This is a genomic window from Aromatoleum toluclasticum ATCC 700605 (assembly GCF_000378245.1).
Lineage (GTDB): Bacteria > Pseudomonadota > Gammaproteobacteria > Burkholderiales > Rhodocyclaceae > Aromatoleum > Aromatoleum toluclasticum.
Genome location: NZ_KB899491.1, coordinates 465,148 through 482,632, shown reverse-complemented (window position 1 = coordinate 482,632; position 17,485 = coordinate 465,148). Strand labels below are relative to the sequence as shown.

Below are 17,485 nucleotides of genomic sequence, written 5' to 3'. Positions count from 1 at the left end.
AAGCATTGTGCGAGGAACTCTTTTCCTCCCTTAGCACTCGGAGTCGTTGAGTGCTAAAATCACGCGCATGGAGGAATACCGTACATGAGCCAAGCCCTGTCCTTCCCCGTCCCGTCGGCCGTCGGCAGCATCGATCAGTACATTCAGTCGGTGAATCGTGTTCCGATGCTTACCGAACGCGAGGAGGTCGACCTTGCGACGCGTCTGCGCGACGAAGGCGACGTGGAGGCTGCGCGGCGCCTGGTGATGTCGCACCTGCGCCTGGTGGTCGCGATCGCGCGCGGCTACCTCGGCTACGGGCTGCCGCATGCCGACCTGATCCAGGAAGGCAACATCGGCCTGATGAAGGCTGTGAAACGCTTCGATCCGGCACGCGGCGTGCGGCTGGTGTCGTTCGCGATCCACTGGATCAAGGCCGAGATCCACGAATATGTGCTGAAGAACTGGCGGCTGGTGAAGATCGCGACGACGAAGGCGCAGCGCAAGCTGTTCTTCAACCTGCGCAGCATGAAGCAGGACTCGACGACCTTGAGCGGCGACGAGATCCACGCAGTGGCGGCGCAGTTGGGGGTGAAGCCCGAGGAAGTCGTCGAGATGGAGACGCGTCTGACCGGACGCGACATCCCGCTGGAAGGCGACAACGACGACGATGACGAGCGCTTCGCGCCCATCGCCTACCTGCCCGACCCGCATGCAGAACCGCTGGAGGTGCTGGAGCGGGCCGAGCTTGCCCACCTGCACGAGGTCGGATTGCATGAGGCGCTCGCGAGCTTGGACGAGCGCAGCCGCACCATCGTGCAGCGACGCTGGCTGACGGAAGGCGGCAGCGCAACCCTGCACGAGCTCGCGGCGGAGTATGGGGTTTCCGCCGAGCGCATCCGCCAGATCGAGGCGAAGGCGATGCAGAAGATGCGCGGGCTGCTGACGGCTTGAGGTCTTGTTGCGGCCGGGATTCGTGGATCGGCCGCAGGCGCGAATCGACGGGGATTGCAGCCGCGGCAAGTCCGCGCGCGGGGCGGGATGTGCTTCGCTCCTCCCGCCCTACGGATCCGTCCCTCCCCATAGGTTTCCACAGGCAATCCGACGACAAGCGCTGATGCGGTCACCCTCCGCATTGAAGGGGACCGAAACTGGCGATCAGCTTCCGGTCATCTCTCGGTGACCGGACTCGACGGCGGCTCGCCGAACCGCGCGAAGGAAGCGGGTTTCCGGTTCATTTCGCGGCGAGCAGCGTGCGGATGTCCGCGGTGATGTTGTCTGCCGTTTCGCCGTGCTTCACATACAGCCGGACGCGGCCCGTGGAGTCGAAGACGTAGGTGCCGGTCGAGTGATCCACCGTGTAGCTGCTGCCCGACGTGTCGCCGCTCTTCTGGTAGAAAACGCGGAATTCCTTGGCGACCGCCGTCGTCTGGGCGGCGTCGCCGCGCAGCGCGATGAAGCGCGGATCGAAGGCCGGGATGTACTGGGCGAGGAGTTGCTGCGTGTCGCGCTCCGGGTCAACGGTGACGAAGAGCACCTGCAGGCGCTCCGCGTCGGGACCGAGCTGGCGCATGACCTCGGCCATCGTCGCGAGATTCGTGGGACACACGTCCGGGCACTGCGTATAGCCGAAGAACAGTGTGACGACCTTGCCGCGGAAGTCGGCGAGCGTGCGCTGCGCGCCGGTGTGGTCGGATAGTGCGAATCCCTTGCCGTAGTCCGCGCCGGTGATGTCGGTGGCGCGGAAGGTGGTCGTGGCGGACGGGTTGGAGCAGGCAGCGAGGCTCGCGACTGCGAGGGTTGCGGCGACGATCAGGGCGCGAAGCATCTTTCCTGGACAAACGGTTAAGGCAGCAATGAAATACGTGTCCGTTCCGCCCCGTCGAAGGGCGATCGCCAAGCCCCGACGGAGCTGTGCTCAGCAGCCTCGAAGGGCTCAGCCCGAACGGTATTCCGGCAGCCGGTTGATAGGGCGTGAATCAGAAACGCAGGTAATGATCCGCCAGCAGGGCCGCGAAGAGCAAGAACAGATACAGGATGGAGAAGCGGAAGGTGCGTCGCGCGCGGGCGTCGCTGTAGTCGACGTACAAGCCCCATGCGCGCCCAAGAAAGCAGCCGCCGAGCGTGATCGCGGCGACAAGGTAGGGAACGCCGCTCATGCGCGTCGCGAACGGCAGCAGCGTGACGCCGAAGAGGATGCATGTATACAGCAGCACCGACAGGCGTGTGAATTCGGAGCCGTGGGTGACGGGCAGCATCGGCAGTCCGGCGCGCGCGTAGTCGGCACTGCGGTAGAGCGCGAGGGACCAGAAGTGCGGCGGGGTCCACGCGAAGATGATGAGGAAGAGGAGCAGCGCATCGGCGCTGACCTCGCCGCTGACGGCCGCCCAGCCAAGCACCGGAGGCATGGCGCCGGAGGCGCCGCCGATGACGATGTTCTGCGGCGTGCGCGGCTTGAGGAAGATGGTGTAGATGACCGCGTAGCCGACGAAGGTGGCGAGCGTGAGCCACATCGTGAGCGGATTGACGAGCTGGTGCAGGATCAAAAGGCCGCTGCCGCCGAGCGCGCCTGCGAACGCGAACGTTTCGCGCGGAGTGAGCTCGCCGCGCGGCAGGGGGCGCCCGCAGGTGCGCGTCATGCGGGCGTCGATATGCGCTTCGATCAGGCAGTTCATCGCCGCCGCGGCACCGGCGACACATGCGATGCCGACAGTGGCGGCAAGCACGATGGCAGGTGACGGCAGGCCGTCGGGGATGGCGAGGAACATGCCGATGATCGCGCAGAAGACGATCAGCGAATTCACGCGCGGCTTCGTCAGCACGTAGAAGGCGTGCAGGCGGGCTGTTGCGGCGTGCGATTCAGGCGTAAGAATTTTCGCGGCCGGCATGGCCTTCCCTCCTGTGCGCAGCCGATGCGGGAACGCGGACCCCGCGGAGGCTGTGGGTGATCCAGACCATCACGATGACCAGCACCGCAGCGCCGGCGTTGTGAGCGACCGCGAGTGGCAGCGGAAGCCCGGACACGACGTTGGCGATACCGAGGGCGAGCTGGGCGGCGAGCGCGGCCAGCAGGACGGCGCCAAGATGACGGGTCACGGAGCGGCGCAGCAGTGATCCGGCAAGCGCCGCGAGCACCGTGGCGGCAAGCAGGGCGCCGATACGATGCGACCAGTGGATAGCGGTGAGCGCCGCCAGCGGGAGCACTTCGCCGTCGGCGGTCATGCCGAGCTCGCGCACGACATGGAAGGCATTCGCGTAGTCGGCCGCGGGCCAGAGGCTGCCCTGGCAGGTGGGGAAGTCCGTGCAGGCGAGCGCGGCGTAGTTGGTGCTGGTCCAGCCACCGAGCGCAATCTGCACCGCGAGCAGGGCGAATGCCGCACGCGCGAGGGTGATCAGTGAGATGGGGCCGCGCGGGACTTCGACTTGCGCCCCCGCGCGGGCGTGCAAGGCAAGCCAGGCGAGCAGCGCGAGGGTGGTGAGCCCGCCCAGGAGGTGGGCCGTGACGATGGCGGGCTTGAGAAGCAGCGTGACGGTCCATTTGCCGAGCAAGCCCTGGAAGATAACGACGCCGACGAGGGCTGCGGCAAGCCGCGGGGCGGCTCCCGGGGCGCCGCGGCGGCGCCAGGCGAGGAGCGCGATGGCGAGGATGAGCAGGCCGAGCGTGGCGGCGAGGTAGCGATGGATCATTTCCTTCCACGCCTTCGGGAGGCTGACCGGCCCCTGGGGGTCGGCGGCGTGGGTCTCGCGGATGTCGGCGGCGGCGTGAAGGGGGCTGAACTGGCCGTAGCAGCCGGGCCAGTCGGGACATCCCAGACCGGCATCGGACAACCGGACGTAGGCGCCGAACACGACGACGAGGGTCGCGAGCGCAAGTGCGAGAAGAATCAGGCGGCGGTAGGCGGTCATCAATCAGCCTCCACCCGTTCGCCCTGAGCCTATCGAAGGGCTGAAGCTCCGCGGGGCGTCGACAGGCTCAGCCCGAGCGGTTTCCGGTTGCCGGGCGGCAAGACGGGACGTTTGCCCCCGCCCGAGGGCGGAATACTTGAGCAGGCGTTGCAAGTCCTTGATGACGCGGCGCGGTTCGGCGCTCTCGGGGAAACGCATCATCACGTTGCCGCGCGGGTCGACCAGATAGACATGGCGTCCGCGCTCGGCGGCGGGCAATTGCGCGAGCCATGCCGGCGCGGCGCGGGCAAGGCGCAATCCGTCGTGCGCCGCGAGCAGTTCGGCAGCAGGCGTCGCGGCGTCGGAGAGCAGCCACAGGCGCGCGACGCGCTCCATCTCCTCGCCCTGCGCAAGGCGCGACTGGCGCATCAGGTACAGGGCATCCGCACAGGCGCGGTCGCATGCGCCGGACGCGGCGAACAGCAGGGTCCAGCGGCCTTCAAGTTCCTTGCGCGCGAAATCGGGCTGACCTGGGACGCCCGGCAACACGGCTTCGGGCAAGGCAGCGGGAACGAGCAGTTCGCCGTAGTTGGCCCGCCCTTCCGGCTGCCAAACGTAATAGGCGAAATAGGAGGCGAGGACAGGCAGCACGCAGACGAAGGCGAGCAGCGCTAGCGTGCGGCGTCCGGCACGGGCGCGCGCGACGACGTCCGGGGCGGGGGCTGGCGAGGGCTCAGAGAGGCTTGCGCTGGTCATGCCGGGGACTCCGGAAGGCGTTCCACAGGTACCACAGGGTGAGGGCTGCCGCGAGCGCCGCGAGGGCGTACCACTGGAGGGCATAGCCGCGGTGGCGCTCGATGCCGGCGTCGGGCTCGGGCCAGTTGCGGATCAGGCCGTCGTCGGCGGGGCTGGTCTGCTGCAGGTAGAAGTCGGCCACGGGCAGTCGCGTTTCGCTACGGTAGCGGGCGAGATCCAGCGTCTGCCAGACACTACCCGAGGGTGAATCCGCAGCGAGCATGAAGGGCTTTTCGCCGGGATGACGCACTCGGCCGGTGACGGCGGTCTCGCCAGGCGGATTGGCGATCCGGGGGGGCGGTTGCGAGCGGTCGGCGCCGGCCCCGATCCAGCCGCGGTTGACCAGCACCACGCCCCCCTGCCCTTTGAGCTGCAGCGGCGTGAAGACATGGTAGCCCGCGCGTCCCTCGTGGACGCGGTTGTCGATCAGGATGCTGCGCCCTGGGAGCCATTCGCCGCGGAGTTCGAGACTTTGCCACTCGGAGGGGGGCGTTGAACCGAGGGGCTGGGCGGGGCGCTCGGCCGCGGCGCGGTATTCGGCCTGCAGTTCGGCCTTTTCCGCTGCGCGGCGCGTCTGCCAGTTGCCCAGTTGCAGCGTGAGTAGCGCAAGCGCCACGCCCGCGAGAAGCGGCACGGGATGCAGGCGGGCGGCAGGACGCAGGCTCATTCGGTGCGGCCGGTTACAGCAGGTAGACGACGAGGAACAGCATCAGCCATACGACGTCGACGAAGTGCCAGTACCACGCGGCAGCCTCGAAGCCGAAGTGGCTGTCGGGCGTGAAATGGCCGGCCAGCGCGCGGCCGAGCATCACCGTGAGCATGATGGCGCCGACCGTGACGTGCATGCCGTGAAAGCCGGTGAGGAAGTAGAAGGTGGAGCCGTAGATGCCGGTGTCGAGGCGCAGGTTGAGTTCGGCATAGGCGTGGCGGTATTCGTAGATCTGCAGGCTGAGGAAGAGCACGCCGAGCAGGATCGTGATCATCAGACCGAGCTTGAGCTGGCCGCGCTTCTCGTGGCGCAGGCCGTGGTGCGCCCAGGTGAGGGTTGCGCCGGAGCTGAGCAGGATGAGGGTGTTGAGGGCGGGAATGCCCCAGGCGGTCATCGGCGTGAAGGGGTCGGGCTTGTCGGGGCCGGCCGTGGGCCAGCCGCCCGCGAAGCCCTGCCACAGCAGTTCCATGGTGTCGCCGGTGGCGAGCCAGGGCACGGCGAGGACGCGGGCATAGAACAGCGCGCCGAAGAAGGCGGCGAAGAACATGACCTCGGAGAAGATGAACCAGCCCATCGACCAGCGGAAGGAGCGATCGACCTTGCGGCCGTACTTGCCGCCCTCGGACTCGTGCACGACCTGGCCGAACCAGCCGAACAGCATGATGACGAGCACGGCGATGCCGAGAAAGAAGATCCACGGCCCGGCCTTGACGCCGTTGAGCCACATCGCGGCACCGCTGCCGAAGAGCAGCAGCGCGATCGAGCCGAAGATCGGGTACTTCGACGGTTCTGGGACAAAGTATTTTTCGAAGGTTTGCGTCATGTGCGTACTCCCTCCTCTTCCATTCCCTAAGAGCCGACCACCAGGCGCACGACGGCGACGAGGGTGAGCACGAACACGAGCCCCGCGAGCAGGCCGGCGACGACTATGGCGCGCGGATCGAGCGAACGGGCGTCGTGTTCGTAGTCGTGGCGGCGACGCACGCCTATGAAGGACCACAGCACGGCGCGCAGCGTCGCGAGGAAGCCGGCGCGCGGCGGCGCGGCGGGATCGTTGCGGGGTGGCGTGGCGCGCGGGTCGAGTTTCTGCATGGCGATCACGAACGGCCTCCCGCGCCGTCACCGGCGACCCGGCGCCCGGCTATTTCGAAGAAGGTGTAGGAGAGCGTGATGATCTTGACGTCCGCGGGCAGGCCGGGATCGACGACGAAGGCGACGGGCATGGTGCGTCTTTCGCCTGCGGCGAGCGTCTGTTTGGCGAAGCAGAAGCATTCGAGTTTGCGGAAGTGCTGGCCGGCAAGTTGCGGACCGTAGCTGGGGACAGCCTGGCCGGTGACGGGTTCGCTGCGGGTGTTGGTGACTTCGTAGGCGACGGTGGCGAGTTCGCCGGGGTGGACCTTGATTTCGGTCTGCAGCGGCCGGAACTGCCACGGCAGGTCGTGGATGTTGGCGTCGAACTGGATGGTGACGGTGCGCGTCAGGTCGACCTGGGTGTTGGCGGCGGCGTCGGGCTTGAGCAGGTTGTTGATGCCGGTGACTTCGCAGATCTTCTCGTAGAAGGGCACGAGCAGGAAACCGAAGCCGAACATGACGACGGCGGCGACGGCGAGGCGCACGAGCAGGCGGCGGTTTTCCGCTGCGATGCGGGTTTGCGCGCTCATGGGGCGAGGCCCTTGAACTTGAAGAGTGCCGCGACGAAGAACGCGAGCGCGACGGCCGCGAGTACCAGGGCGGCACGGCGATTCGCGGCGCGGCGGACGGGGTCGGGATGCGGCATCGCTTGTGGGACAGTCATCGTCGGGACTGACACGGTTATGGCTTTAATCCGCGGCGCGCCGGGTATCCGCTCTGCGGGCTCAGACAGTCCTCGCCCGCGCCGCGGATACCCGACACGCCGCTCGCGTGGGTGCTTGTCCGGAGGGTGGCGAGGCAGAGGGAGCTCATCTCACCACCGGCGCTTCTTCGAAGGTGTGGTGCGGTGCGGGCGACGGGACGGTCCATTCCAGACCTTCGGCGCCTTCCCACGCGCGTGCGGCGGCCTTTTCGCCGCCACGCACGCATTTCACGACGGCGTAGAGGAAGATGAGCTGCGAGAGGCCGAAGCCGAAGGCGCCGATCGAGGCCAGCATGTTGAAGTCGGCGAACTGCAGCGCGTAGTCGGGGATGCGGCGCGGCATGCCGGCAAGCCCGAGGAAGTGCATCGGAAAGAAGGTGACGTTGAAGAAGACGAGCGAGCACCAGAAGTGCACTTTGCCGATGCGCTCGTCGGGCATGTGGCCGGTCCACTTCGGCAGCCAGTAGTAGGCGCCGGCGAAGAGCGCGAAGAGGCTGCCGGCGACGAGCACGTAGTGGAAGTGGGCGACGACGTAGTAGGTGTCCTGCACCTGGATGTCGATCGGGGCGATGGCGCAGATGAGTCCGGTGAAGCCGCCCATCGTGAACACGAAGATGAAGCCGACCGCGAACAGCATCGGCGGCTCGAAGGTCATCGAGCCGCGCCACATCGTCGCGACCCAGTTGAACACTTTCACGCCGGTGGGCACGGCGATGAGCATGGTCGCGTACATGAAGAAGAGCTGGCCGGCTGCTGGCATCCCGGTGGTGAACATGTGGTGGGCCCACACGCTAAAGGAGAGGATCGCGATCGACGCGGTGGCGTACACCATCGATGCGTAGCCGAAGAGGGGCTTGCGCGAGAAGGTGGGGATGATCTGGCTGATGATGCCGAAGGCCGGGAGGATCATGATGTAGACCTCGGGGTGGCCGAAGAACCAGAAGATGTGCTGGTACATGACCGGGTCGCCGCCGCCCGCGGCGCTGAAGAAGCTGGTGCCGAAGTGGCGGTCGGCGAGCACCATGGTCACGGCGCCGGCGAGCACGGGCATCACGGCGATGAGCAGGTAGGCGGTGATCAGCCAGGTCCAGCAGAAGAGCGGCATCTTCATCATCGTCATGCCGGGCGCGCGCATGTTGAGGATGGTCACGACGATGTTGATCGCGCCCATGATGGAGCTCAGGCCCATGATGTGGATCGCGAAGATCGCCATGTCCATGCCCATGCCCATCTGCACCGAGAGCGGCGCGTAGAGCGTCCAGCCCGCCGCGGTGGCGCCGCCGGGGACGAAGAAGGAGCCGATGAGCAGGAGCGCAGCCGGCGGCAGCAGCCAGAAGCTCCAGTTGTTCATGCGCGCGAAAGCCATGTCGCTGGCGCCGATCATCATCGGGATCTGCCAGTTCGCGAAGCCGACGAAGGCGGGCATGATGGCGCCGAACACCATCACGAGGCCGTGCATGGTCGTGAGCTGGTTGAAGAACTCGGGCCGAACGACCTGCAGGCCGGGCTGGAACAGTTCGGCCCGAATCGTCAGCGCCATCACGCCCCCGGAGAGGAACATGATGAAGCTGAAGACCAGGTACATCGTGCCGATGTCCTTGTGGTTGGTCGTCGTGATCCAGCGCATCACGCCGGTCGGGCCGTGATGGGCGCCGTGCGCGTGATCGGACATGACTGCCGCCATGCTGCCTCCTTGACGATTCGGTCCTGCTATCGGATTCGCCTGCCTTCGGCCGGCGTCACTTGCCCCGTGCCGCCGCGATCTGCGAGGGCTGGATGGCTTCACCGGTCTTGTTGCTCCAGGTGTTGCGCGTGTAGGTGATGACGGCCGCGATGTCGGCGTCGGACAGCAGCTTGCCGAAGGCCGCCATCGGCGTTCCCGGACGACCGTTGAGCACCACCGCGATCTGCCCGGCTGCCTCGCCGAGCACGACCTTCGAGCCGTCGAGCGGCGGGAAGGCCGGTGGCAGGCCCTTGCCGTCGGCCTGATGGCAAGCGACACAGTTCGTAGCGAAGACTTTTGCGCCGTGCTCGACAAGTTCAGCCAGCCCCCATTCGCGCGCACCCGCGCTTGCGGCAGCGGCTGTCTCGGCCTGCTGGTCGGCGACCCACTTGCTGTAGGCCTGCTGCGACACGACATGCACCTCGATGGGCATGAAGCCGTGGTCCTTGCCGCACAGCTCGGCGCAGTTGCCGCGGTAGACGCCTTCCTTGTCGGCACGGAACCAGCTGTCGCGGATGAAGCCGGGGATGGCGTCCTGCTTAACGCCGAAGGCCGGCAGCCACCACGAATGGATCACGTCAGCCGCGGTCGTCAGCACGCGGACCTTCTTCCCGACCGGGACCACGACGGGGTGGTCGACCTCGACGAGGTAGTGCTCACCCTTGGCGCTCTTGCCGTCGACCTGCTCGCGCGGCGTCGACAGATTGGACACGAAGCGGATGCCCTGCCCTTCGCCCTGCAGGTAGTCGTAGCCCCACTTCCACTGGTAGCCGGTAGCTTTGATGGTGATGTCGGGGTCGCGCGTGTCCTTCATCTCCAGCACGGTCTTCGTCGCCGGCCAGGCCATGCCGAGGAGGATGAGGATGGGGATCACCGTCCAGGCGATCTCCACCGCGGTGTTCTCGTGAAAATGGGCTGCGACGGCTCCCTTCGACTTGCGGTGATGGACCACCGCCCAGAACATCACGCCGAAGACGATCACGAAGATGAGCAGGCAGATCAGCAACATGAGCGTGTGCATGTCGTAGATCTGCGCGGCGATGCCCGTCGCAGGAGGCTGAAGGTTGTACCGGCTTTGGGCCAGGACGGCCGGCGACGCGAGCGCGAGGGATACGGCGACTGCATGACGACCGGCAAGACTCATGTCCCAACCCCCATCGAATGCGGCGGCTCGTGTGAACCGTATTTCAGCGAATTCGAATTGATCATGCCATAGCAAAATTGGCACTGGCAACACGGATATTGAGTATTATCAATATATTGCAGCGCAATATATGCTAGATCTCGCCACCTGCACGACATTGACCGCGGGATCAGGGTTTTCCCGGACGAGGGCGGCGCCGGCATTCCGGCAGCCCCGCCGCCAGCGACCGAAGCCGCGGCACGGGAAGATACACGTGGCCGAACGGAGCGCTCCCGCACTAGAATCGGCGCAACCTGCGTCATGCGGCAGCGGCGCGCCCACCTTACTTATTTCACGAATCCCGATGAGCTACCCACGCCCCGGCTTTGAAGCCAAGATCTGCCCCCCCGATGCGCTCGCCGCGCGTGCCGCGACGCTGCCCCGCCCGCTGGTATTCACCAACGGCTGCTTCGACATCCTGCACCGCGGGCATGTGACCTATCTCGCGCAGGCACGCGCGCTTGGCGCGGCGATGGTCGTCGCGCTGAATACCGACGCCTCGGTGAAGCGGCTCGGCAAGGGCGACGACCGCCCGGTGAATCCGCTCGAGGATCGCGCCGCCGTGATGGCCGCGCTGGAATGCGTCGATCTCGTGACCTGGTTCGACGAGGACACGCCGCTGCAACGCATCCTCGATGCACGCCCCGAAGTGCTGGTGAAAGGTGGCGATTGGCCGGTCGACAGGATCGTCGGCGCGGGCGAGGTGCGCGGCTGGGGCGGGACGGTGCATTCCATCCCCTTCGAACACGAACGCTCGACAACCGCGCTGCTCGGCCGCATCCGCGGCGCCTGAAGCGCCGCTGCGCTCAGGCGGCCGGCCGGGCTGCGACGGCCTCGGCCGAGTCCTCGACGAGCGGAGCCGTGCACGGCGCGATGCGCGGCAGGCGCACGCGCATCGTCGTACCCACGCCCGGCTCGCTGTCGACCGAAATCGTGCCGCCGAGCACATTCGACAGCAGGCTATGCACGATGGGCAGACCGAGGCCGCTGCCGCCCTTGCCCAGGTGCGACGTGAAGAAGGGCTCGAAGATGCGCCGCTGCAGTTCCGGCGCAATGCCGCAGCCGTCGTCGGTGACTTCCAGCACCGCCCAGTCGGCGTCCTCGGCGCGGCCGACGATGCGCACTTCGCCCTCGTCCCGCCCTTCCAGTCCGTGCAGTACGGCATTATTGATGAGGTTCGTGAGCACCTGACCGAGCGCGCCGGGGTAGCTGTCGAGCCGCAGGGACGCGTCGACCTCGGTCACGAGGCGGAACGGCAGGCGCCTGAGCGACGGACGCAGCGTCATGACGATCTCGTCCACGACCTCGCCCAGGCCGAATTCGCGCCGCTGCGCGCTCGACTGGTCCACCGCCACCTGCTTGAAGCTCGCGACCAGTGCCGCGGAACGCTCCAGGTTACGCTCGATGATCGCGTTGCCCGTCTCGGCGTCTTCGAGATAGCGCTCCAGCGTGGAGCGCCGCAGGCCGGATTCGAGTTCGCGCCGCAGCGCCCGCGTCTGGTCGCGCACGGTGTTTGCAGCGATGAGGCTGTTGCCGAGCGGCGTGCCGAGTTCGTGCGCGACACCGGCAACGAGCGCGCCGAGCGCGGCCATCTTCTCGGAGCGGACCAGTTCCTCCTGCGTCCGGCTCAGGGTTTCGAGTGCCCCCGAAAGCTCCCCGTTGCTCCGGTGCAGTTCCACCGTCCGTTCGGCGACACGCGCCTCCAGCGTCTGGTTGAGCTCGTGCAGGGCTTCCTGGCTCGCGACGATAGCGGCCTCGCGTTCGCGGATCACCTGCCCCATGTGCTGGAACGCCGCGGCGAGGCGATTGAACTCGCGCACCCGCGAAGTCCGCCACGCGAGGTCGTAGCGGCCGCGCTCGACGCCGCGCGCGAAGACGGAGAGATCGCGGAACAGCCGCGCGAAATACCCGGACTGGATTGCGGCACCGACGAGGCCCACGATCCATGCCGTCGCCAGACCCACCAGCATGATCAGCTCGGCCGTCTGCGACGCCCGGAAGGCCTCGCTGCGCGGGCGCATCACGTGGACCTGCCAGCCGATGGGCGACACCGGCACCGAGCTGCCGACCATGTCGATGCCGCCGACACGCAGGCTTACCTGGCGGCTGCCGTCGTCGTGTTCGTGCCCGTCGTCGTGTTCGTGCCCGTCGGGATGGCGCTCATCGACGATCCTGGGGAGCGTCCCCGCGGGCAGGCCCGCGGTGTCCCCGATCACTGCGCCGCGCCGATCCAGCAGCAGGGTGCGCAAACCGCCATCGTCCATCACGCGCGCAACGGCCAGCATGAGCGGCGCGGGCGACAGCTCGCCGAGCAGCGTCACACCGCCATGCCGCACGGCGACCACTGCCGCCACTTCCGCGCTGACCGGGGACAGCGCAACGTCGGACCAATGCACTCCGGGCGCCCCCTGCGCGGCATGGAACAGCGCTTGCGCGGAAAAATCCATACCAGTCAGATCGCCGCGCAGCGCGCGGCGCGAGGCCGGGAGCCCGACCGCGAAGACCCGGCCACGCTCGTCGAGCGCGTAGATCGCCGAGAGGCTCCCGTTGTCATCGACGAGGCGGTCGAGCAGGCCGGATACGGCGTCGGGGCTCCACGGATCGGCCGACACGAGGACGCGCGAAATCGCCCGCACGGCCACCTCGGGGCGCATCACCAGGGCCTCGAGCTGCGCCGCAAGGGCGTGCGCGATCTGGTGTTGCCGCAGGCTCGTATCACGGTCGATCTGCGGCAGCAGCCAGACGTTCATCAGCAGATAGACGACCGCGAACGTCAGCGACGCCACCGCCAGCGAACGCAGGAACAGCAGGCGGGACAGGCGGACGGGACGCATCACCGTACGGTCGGCGTGCGACAAGCGCGGTCAGCGGCCGCCGTGAGCATGCGCATCAAGCCACGCCCGCCAATCCTCGGCCGGCATGGGTCGCGCGAAGTGGTAGCCCTGGCCGAGCTGGCAGCCCATCGCCAGCAGCCGCGCGGCCTGCCCGGCCTGCTCGATGCCTTCGGCGATCAGCTCGATGCCCAACCGGGCGCCCAGCCCGCACACGAGGTCGGCAATGTCGCCGCCCTTGCCCTCGCCGCCGATGTCGTTGATGAAGGCGCGGTCGATCTTGAGGCGATCCACGTTCATGCGCTGCAGGCGGCTCAGGGACGAGAAACCGGTACCGAAGTCGTCGATCGCAATGTCCAGCCCCATCGCCTTGACGCGCCCGAAGAGCTCGATCATGCGGTCACCCTCGCTCATCGCGACCGACTCGGTGATCTCCAGCTCGATCTGCTGCGGCGACACACCGCTGTCCTCGATCGCGGCACGCAGGCGTCCGAGGAAGTGCGGGTCGCGGAACTGGATCACCGAGACGTTGATCGCCATGCGTACCGAAGCGTGGCCGGCCCGCGCCATGCGCGCCGCCTCCTCGCAGGCACGGCGCAGCACCCACTCGCCGATCGCCACGATCAGGCCGGAACGCTCGGCGAGCGGGATGAAGCGGTCGGGCGGGATCATCGTCCCGTCGCCGGTGCGCCAGCGCAGCAAGGCTTCGGCGCCGACGCAGCGGCCGGTCGCGAGTTCGATCTGCGGCTGGAACGCGAGTGAGAGCTCGCTCGCGCCGAAGGCGCCGCGCAGGTTGTGCAGCAGGTTCACGCGCCCGCGGATTTCCTCGCTGACGCCGCGGTTGTAGCGCGCAACAGAACCGCGCTCGGCCTGCTTGGCGCGTTTGAGGGCAAGGTAGCCGTCCTCCAGCGCCTCGCTGCCGTCTCCGGCGACGTCGTCGAGGCGGACGATGCCCACGGTCACGGTCACGATGACGCTCTCGCCTTCGACCTCGAGCGGATCGAAGAACAGGCCGTCGAGGCAGCTCACGTCCGCATCGTGGGCCGTCCAGAACACCGCGAAGCTGTCGCTGCCCACGCGCGCGACGCTGGCACTCGCGCCGCATCCGGCGACGATGCACGCCGCCACCCCCTTGAGCAGCGCGTCGCCGTAGTGATAGCCGAAGGCGCCGTTGATCTCGCCGAAATGGTCGACATCCACGACGGCCAGCACGCCGCGACGGCCGTCACGCTCGCACAGATGGACGTCGAGCAGCTCCAGCAGCTGGCGCCGGTTGGGCAATTGCACGAGCGGATCGAAGTAGGAGTACTCGTTGAGCCGCTGCACGAGGTCTACGTTGTCCAGGCACACCGACACGTTCGCACAGAACACCTCGAGCAGGCTCGGATCGAGCTCATCGGCCAGGTAACCGGTTTCCACGTAGGCGGCCAGATCGCGCCCAGGCCGCGAACCGAAGTACAGTGCGATGCCCAGCCCCGGTTCGACGACGTTCGCACGCTGCATCAGCGCGCGCTCGAGGATAGCGCGGATGGCGGGATCCTGCAGCGCTTCGAGCGGCTGGCGGCAGGCATGGCCGAAGCGGCCGGCCGCCGCGATGACCTCGCACGGCGCGCCGGCGTCGCGGCGCGCGCACACCAGCCCCTCGGGCGGCAAGGCGAGCAGCCCCGCGATCTGCGTGATGACGCCGCCCGCGAAGTCGGCGAGCCCCTCGCAGCGCAGCAGTTCGGCGCTGCCGCGCACGATGTGCGCGAGCCCCGTACGGCTCGCGTTGACGATGCGGATCTGCTGGTAGGCACGGATCGCCGCCGTCAGCGCCGCGTACAGCCGCGTACGGGACAGCTCCGACTTGTTCTTGTAGTCGTTGATGTCGTAGTCGCGGATCGCATCGAGTTCGGGCGCGTACCCGGGCTGGCCGGTGCGCAGGATGATGCGCACGTCGTGCATGTGGAAATGGTGGCGGATCTCGTCGACGAGTCGCAGGCCGGCATCCTGCGTTTCCATCACCACGTCGAGCAGGATCACCGCAATGTCGCGCTCTCCGGCGAACAGCGCGCGCGCCTCGGCGGCGGAACGGGCATGCAGGAAGGCGAGCGGACGCCCCAGGATCTCGGTGTCGGCGAGGCTCAGTTCGGTGCTGCGATGGACGTCTTCGTCGTCATCGACGATCGCGACCTTCCACCGGGTAGAGACGGTGACAGGTGCGAGCTGCGCTTCGGCAGCGAATTCGAGCAGATCGTCATCGGGATGATTCATCTACGGCACGTCACCCCTGGATTCCCCGCCGCAACTCGCCCACGGTGTCGCGCCAGTCGGACGTGATGCTTTCCTCGAACTGGGGAAATTCGTGATCATGCTCCATCAGCAGGAGGAGGATCGTGCGCGCATGGTCACCGGGAAATCCCCTCCGCTGGCCGTCGCGCGTATCGTTCATGAGCCGGTTGATGAACTCGCGGCAGTCACGCGTCCCCCACAACTCGTCGATCCGCCTGAGGTGCGGATAGGCCTCGTAGAGCTTCGAAACGTTAGTCTTCCGCATGGGACCTCCCGCCGTGCAAAACCCGCGACTTTCGTAATAGTGAAACGATAACATCGTCATCGTCCTGCGTCGAATCCCGCCCCGCAACCCCGCCCGCATCGATGCCGAACGCATCACCATGAAGATCGGTGATATCGCTTCCCGGCCTGTTTCGACCCCGGCTGCACCGGTAGAATGGCAGCGATGACCGCGCACACCTCGACTTCCCCGCTCCACGTCCTCGAACACGTCTTCGGCTACACCGCGTTCCGCGGCGAACAGCAGGCCGTTGTCGAGCACGTGACGGCAGGCGGCGACGCGCTGGTGCTGATGCCCACCGGGGGCGGCAAATCGCTGTGCTACCAGGTTCCCGCCCTGCTGCGCCCCGGCACCGCCGTGGTGGTGTCGCCGCTGATCGCGCTGATGCAGGACCAGGTCAGCGCCCTGCAGGAAGCGGGCGTGGCGGCAGCCTACCTGAACTCGAGCCAGGCCGCCGACGAATCCGTCACGGTGGAACGCGACCTGGTCGGTGGCCGGCTGGACCTGCTGTACGTGGCACCGGAGCGCCTGCTCACCGGGCGCCTGCTCGCGACGCTGGACCGCCTGCACGAGGCCGGCCGCATCGCGCTGTTCGCGATCGACGAGGCACACTGCGTGTCGCAGTGGGGCCACGACTTCCGCCCCGAGTACCTGCAGCTCTCGGTGCTGGCCGAACGCTACGCGGGCGTGCCGCGCATCGCACTGACCGCGACGGCCGACGCCGAGACACGCGAGGAGATCGCGCAGCGGCTGGGGCTCGCCACCGCGCGCCGCTTCATCTCCAGCTTCGACCGGCCGAACATCCGCTACCGCATGGTCGACAAGGACAACCCGCGCAACCAGCTGCTCGCCTTCATCCGCGACGACCACGCAGGCGATGCCGGCATCGTCTATTGCCTGTCGCGGCGCAAGGTCGAGGAGACCGCCGCGTGGCTGGAGGAACAGGGGATACGCGCGCTGGCCTATCACGCGGGAATGCCGCAGGACGTGCGTGCGGCGAACCAGAGCCGCTTCCTGCGCGAGGACGGGCTGGTGATGTGCGCGACGATTGCCTTCGGCATGGGCATCGACAAACCGGACGTGCGCTTCGTCGCCCACCTCGACCTGCCGCGCTCGATAGAGGGCTACTACCAGGAAACCGGCCGCGCAGGCCGCGACGGCCTCGCCTCGCAGGCGTGGATGGCCTGGGGGGCGCAGGACATCGTGCAGCAACGACGCATGATCGACGAATCCGAGGGCAGCGAGGACTTCAAGCGCCGCGCGCGCGCCCGCCTCGACACGCTCGTTGGGCTGGTAGAGGCGACCGGCTGCCGCCGACAGCATCTGCTCGCGCATTTCGGCGAGGGGGGCGAGCCCTGCGGGAACTGCGACAACTGCCTGGAGCCGCCCAGCACCTGGGACGCGACGGACGCCGCGCGCAAGGCGCTGTCGGGCGTGTTCCGCACCGGGCAGCGCTTCGGCGCCGGCCACGTGATCGACGTGCTGCGCGGCGAGCTCACTGACAAGGTGCGCGACTGGGAGCACGACAAGGTGAGCACCTTCGGCATCGGCGCCGACGTGGATGAGAAGACCTGGCGCACGCTGTTCCGCCAGCTCGTCGCGCGCGGTTTCCTCGCAGTCGATCACGACCGTCACAATGCACTCACGCTGACCGATCTCGCACGGCCGCTTCTGCGCGGCGAGACCGGGTTCTCCTTGCGCCTTGTGCCCGAGAAGCGCCGCACGAAACGCACGCGCAGCAACCGCATGGAGATCCTCGACGGCGTACCGCTGACGCTGTTCGACCGGCTGCGGGCGTGGCGTGCGGCGACCGCCCGTGAACGCAATGTGCCGGCGTATGTAATCTTTCACGACGCCACGCTGCGCGAAATCGCGCTCGCGCGGCCGGCATCGATCGAGGAACTCGCGCATATCTCCGGCATCGGCGACCGCAAGCTCGAAGCCTACGGGACGAGCATCATCGTCGAGATCGCGCGCGAAATCTGACCCCGC

At 67.5% G+C, this 17,485-nt stretch carries 17 protein-coding genes; 3 read left to right on the top strand and 14 right to left on the bottom strand.

Annotated elements, in window-relative coordinates:
- Nucleotides 1–84 precede the first annotated feature (84 nt).
- Nucleotides 85–933, top strand: coding sequence for an RNA polymerase sigma factor RpoH (gene rpoH / locus F464_RS0102260; RefSeq protein ID WP_018988149.1), 849 nt, complete (start codon nucleotides 85–87; stop codon nucleotides 931–933).
- A gap of 280 nt (nucleotides 934–1,213) precedes the next feature.
- Here the strand turns inward: rpoH and F464_RS0102255 are convergent, their stop codons facing one another.
- From F464_RS0102255 to coxB, 11 genes are all read right to left on the bottom strand, one after another.
- Nucleotides 1,214–1,807, bottom strand: a complete 594-nt coding sequence (locus F464_RS0102255; protein WP_018988148.1) for an SCO family protein — start codon at nucleotides 1,805–1,807, stop codon at nucleotides 1,214–1,216.
- Nucleotides 1,808–1,958: 151 nt separating this feature from the next.
- The gene (cyoE, locus tag F464_RS0102250; RefSeq protein WP_018988147.1) at nucleotides 1,959–2,867 is read right to left on the bottom strand and encodes a heme o synthase; all 909 of its coding nucleotides are present in this window, start codon (nucleotides 2,865–2,867) and stop codon (nucleotides 1,959–1,961) included.
- Nucleotides 2,839–3,885 (bottom strand): COX15/CtaA family protein, encoded by a 1,047-nt coding sequence (locus F464_RS0102245; RefSeq protein WP_018988146.1) that lies wholly within the window; start codon nucleotides 3,883–3,885, stop codon nucleotides 2,839–2,841. Before F464_RS0102245 ends, cyoE begins: the two co-directional genes overlap by 29 nt.
- Before the next feature lie 3 nt (nucleotides 3,886–3,888).
- Complete coding sequence (locus F464_RS27740) at nucleotides 3,889–4,620, bottom strand: SCO family protein (RefSeq protein WP_018988145.1); 732 nt, start codon at nucleotides 4,618–4,620, stop codon at nucleotides 3,889–3,891.
- Nucleotides 4,598–5,326 carry an SURF1 family protein gene (locus F464_RS0102235; RefSeq protein ID WP_018988144.1) on the bottom strand — a complete coding sequence of 243 codons (729 nt, stop codon included), beginning with the start codon at nucleotides 5,324–5,326 and terminating at the stop codon, nucleotides 4,598–4,600. The genes F464_RS27740 and F464_RS0102235 overlap by 23 nt, the downstream gene beginning before the upstream one ends.
- Before the next feature lie 13 nt (nucleotides 5,327–5,339).
- Nucleotides 5,340–6,191, bottom strand: coding sequence for a cytochrome c oxidase subunit 3 (locus F464_RS0102230; protein WP_018988143.1), 852 nt, complete (start codon nucleotides 6,189–6,191; stop codon nucleotides 5,340–5,342).
- 26 nt (nucleotides 6,192–6,217) lie between these two features.
- Nucleotides 6,218–6,460 (bottom strand): DUF2970 domain-containing protein, encoded by a 243-nt coding sequence (locus tag F464_RS0102225; protein WP_051092238.1) that lies wholly within the window; start codon nucleotides 6,458–6,460, stop codon nucleotides 6,218–6,220.
- 5 nt (nucleotides 6,461–6,465) lie between these two features.
- Complete coding sequence (locus tag F464_RS0102220; RefSeq protein ID WP_018988141.1) at nucleotides 6,466–7,029, bottom strand: cytochrome c oxidase assembly protein; 564 nt, start codon at nucleotides 7,027–7,029, stop codon at nucleotides 6,466–6,468.
- Complete coding sequence (locus tag F464_RS30790) at nucleotides 7,026–7,163, bottom strand: cytochrome oxidase small assembly protein (protein WP_157353513.1); 138 nt, start codon at nucleotides 7,161–7,163, stop codon at nucleotides 7,026–7,028. The genes F464_RS0102220 and F464_RS30790 overlap by 4 nt, the downstream gene beginning before the upstream one ends.
- Nucleotides 7,164–7,308: 145 nt before the next feature.
- On the bottom strand, nucleotides 7,309–8,886 hold the full coding sequence (ctaD, locus tag F464_RS0102210; RefSeq protein WP_018988139.1) for a cytochrome c oxidase subunit I: 1,578 nt from the start codon (nucleotides 8,884–8,886) through the stop codon (nucleotides 7,309–7,311).
- Nucleotides 8,887–8,941: 55 nt separating this feature from the next.
- Nucleotides 8,942–10,069 carry a cytochrome c oxidase subunit II gene (gene coxB, locus F464_RS0102205; RefSeq protein WP_018988138.1) on the bottom strand — a complete coding sequence of 376 codons (1,128 nt, stop codon included), beginning with the start codon at nucleotides 10,067–10,069 and terminating at the stop codon, nucleotides 8,942–8,944.
- 343 nt (nucleotides 10,070–10,412) lie between these two features.
- On the opposite strand from coxB, the gene rfaE2 reads away from it, so the two are divergent.
- Nucleotides 10,413–10,901, top strand: coding sequence for a D-glycero-beta-D-manno-heptose 1-phosphate adenylyltransferase (rfaE2, locus tag F464_RS0102200; RefSeq protein WP_018988137.1), 489 nt, complete (start codon nucleotides 10,413–10,415; stop codon nucleotides 10,899–10,901).
- Between the two features lie 13 nt (nucleotides 10,902–10,914).
- On the opposite strand, the gene F464_RS0102195 is transcribed toward rfaE2, so the two are convergent.
- The 3 genes from F464_RS0102195 to F464_RS0102185 are packed head-to-tail and all read right to left on the bottom strand — an operon-like array spanning nucleotide 10,915 to nucleotide 15,475.
- Nucleotides 10,915–12,942 (bottom strand): sensor histidine kinase, encoded by a 2,028-nt coding sequence (locus tag F464_RS0102195; protein WP_232428821.1) that lies wholly within the window; start codon nucleotides 12,940–12,942, stop codon nucleotides 10,915–10,917.
- A 30-nt stretch (nucleotides 12,943–12,972) separates the two neighbouring features.
- Nucleotides 12,973–15,192 carry a putative bifunctional diguanylate cyclase/phosphodiesterase gene (locus F464_RS0102190; protein WP_018988135.1) on the bottom strand — a complete coding sequence of 740 codons (2,220 nt, stop codon included), beginning with the start codon at nucleotides 15,190–15,192 and terminating at the stop codon, nucleotides 12,973–12,975.
- 10 nt (nucleotides 15,193–15,202) lie between these two features.
- On the bottom strand, nucleotides 15,203–15,475 hold the full coding sequence (locus F464_RS0102185) for a hypothetical protein (protein WP_026295669.1): 273 nt from the start codon (nucleotides 15,473–15,475) through the stop codon (nucleotides 15,203–15,205).
- Nucleotides 15,476–15,649: 174 nt separating this feature from the next.
- Here F464_RS0102185 and recQ point away from each other — a divergent pair, with 174 nt between their 5' ends.
- Entirely contained in the window at nucleotides 15,650–17,479 is a 1,830-nt protein-coding gene (recQ, locus tag F464_RS0102180) for a DNA helicase RecQ (RefSeq protein ID WP_018988133.1), read from the top strand.
- Nucleotides 17,480–17,485: the final 6 nt, after the last annotated feature.

Excerpts from the sequence above, each read along its gene's own strand:
- rpoH (WP_018988149.1), top strand. The coding sequence starts at position 85 with ATGAGCCAAGCCCTGTCCTTCCCCGTCCCGTCGGCCGTCGGCAGCATC.
- F464_RS0102255 (WP_018988148.1), bottom strand. The coding sequence starts at position 1,807 with ATGCTTCGCGCCCTGATCGTCGCCGCAACCCTCGCAGTCGCGAGCCTC.
- cyoE (WP_018988147.1), bottom strand. The coding sequence starts at position 2,867 with ATGCCGGCCGCGAAAATTCTTACGCCTGAATCGCACGCCGCAACAGCC.
- F464_RS0102245 (WP_018988146.1), bottom strand. The coding sequence starts at position 3,885 with ATGACCGCCTACCGCCGCCTGATTCTTCTCGCACTTGCGCTCGCGACC.
- F464_RS27740 (WP_018988145.1), bottom strand. The coding sequence starts at position 4,620 with ATGACCAGCGCAAGCCTCTCTGAGCCCTCGCCAGCCCCCGCCCCGGAC.
- F464_RS0102235 (WP_018988144.1), bottom strand. The coding sequence starts at position 5,326 with ATGAGCCTGCGTCCTGCCGCCCGCCTGCATCCCGTGCCGCTTCTCGCG.
- F464_RS0102230 (WP_018988143.1), bottom strand. The coding sequence starts at position 6,191 with ATGACGCAAACCTTCGAAAAATACTTTGTCCCAGAACCGTCGAAGTAC.
- F464_RS0102225 (WP_051092238.1), bottom strand. The coding sequence starts at position 6,460 with ATGCAGAAACTCGACCCGCGCGCCACGCCACCCCGCAACGATCCCGCC.
- F464_RS0102220 (WP_018988141.1), bottom strand. The coding sequence starts at position 7,029 with ATGAGCGCGCAAACCCGCATCGCAGCGGAAAACCGCCGCCTGCTCGTG.
- F464_RS30790 (WP_157353513.1), bottom strand. The coding sequence starts at position 7,163 with ATGACTGTCCCACAAGCGATGCCGCATCCCGACCCCGTCCGCCGCGCC.
- ctaD (WP_018988139.1), bottom strand. The coding sequence starts at position 8,886 with ATGGCGGCAGTCATGTCCGATCACGCGCACGGCGCCCATCACGGCCCG.
- coxB (WP_018988138.1), bottom strand. The coding sequence starts at position 10,069 with ATGAGTCTTGCCGGTCGTCATGCAGTCGCCGTATCCCTCGCGCTCGCG.
- rfaE2 (WP_018988137.1), top strand. The coding sequence starts at position 10,413 with ATGAGCTACCCACGCCCCGGCTTTGAAGCCAAGATCTGCCCCCCCGAT.
- F464_RS0102195 (WP_232428821.1), bottom strand. The coding sequence starts at position 12,942 with ATGCGTCCCGTCCGCCTGTCCCGCCTGCTGTTCCTGCGTTCGCTGGCG.
- F464_RS0102190 (WP_018988135.1), bottom strand. The coding sequence starts at position 15,192 with ATGAATCATCCCGATGACGATCTGCTCGAATTCGCTGCCGAAGCGCAG.
- F464_RS0102185 (WP_026295669.1), bottom strand. The coding sequence starts at position 15,475 with ATGCGGAAGACTAACGTTTCGAAGCTCTACGAGGCCTATCCGCACCTC.
- recQ (WP_018988133.1), top strand. The coding sequence starts at position 15,650 with ATGGCAGCGATGACCGCGCACACCTCGACTTCCCCGCTCCACGTCCTC.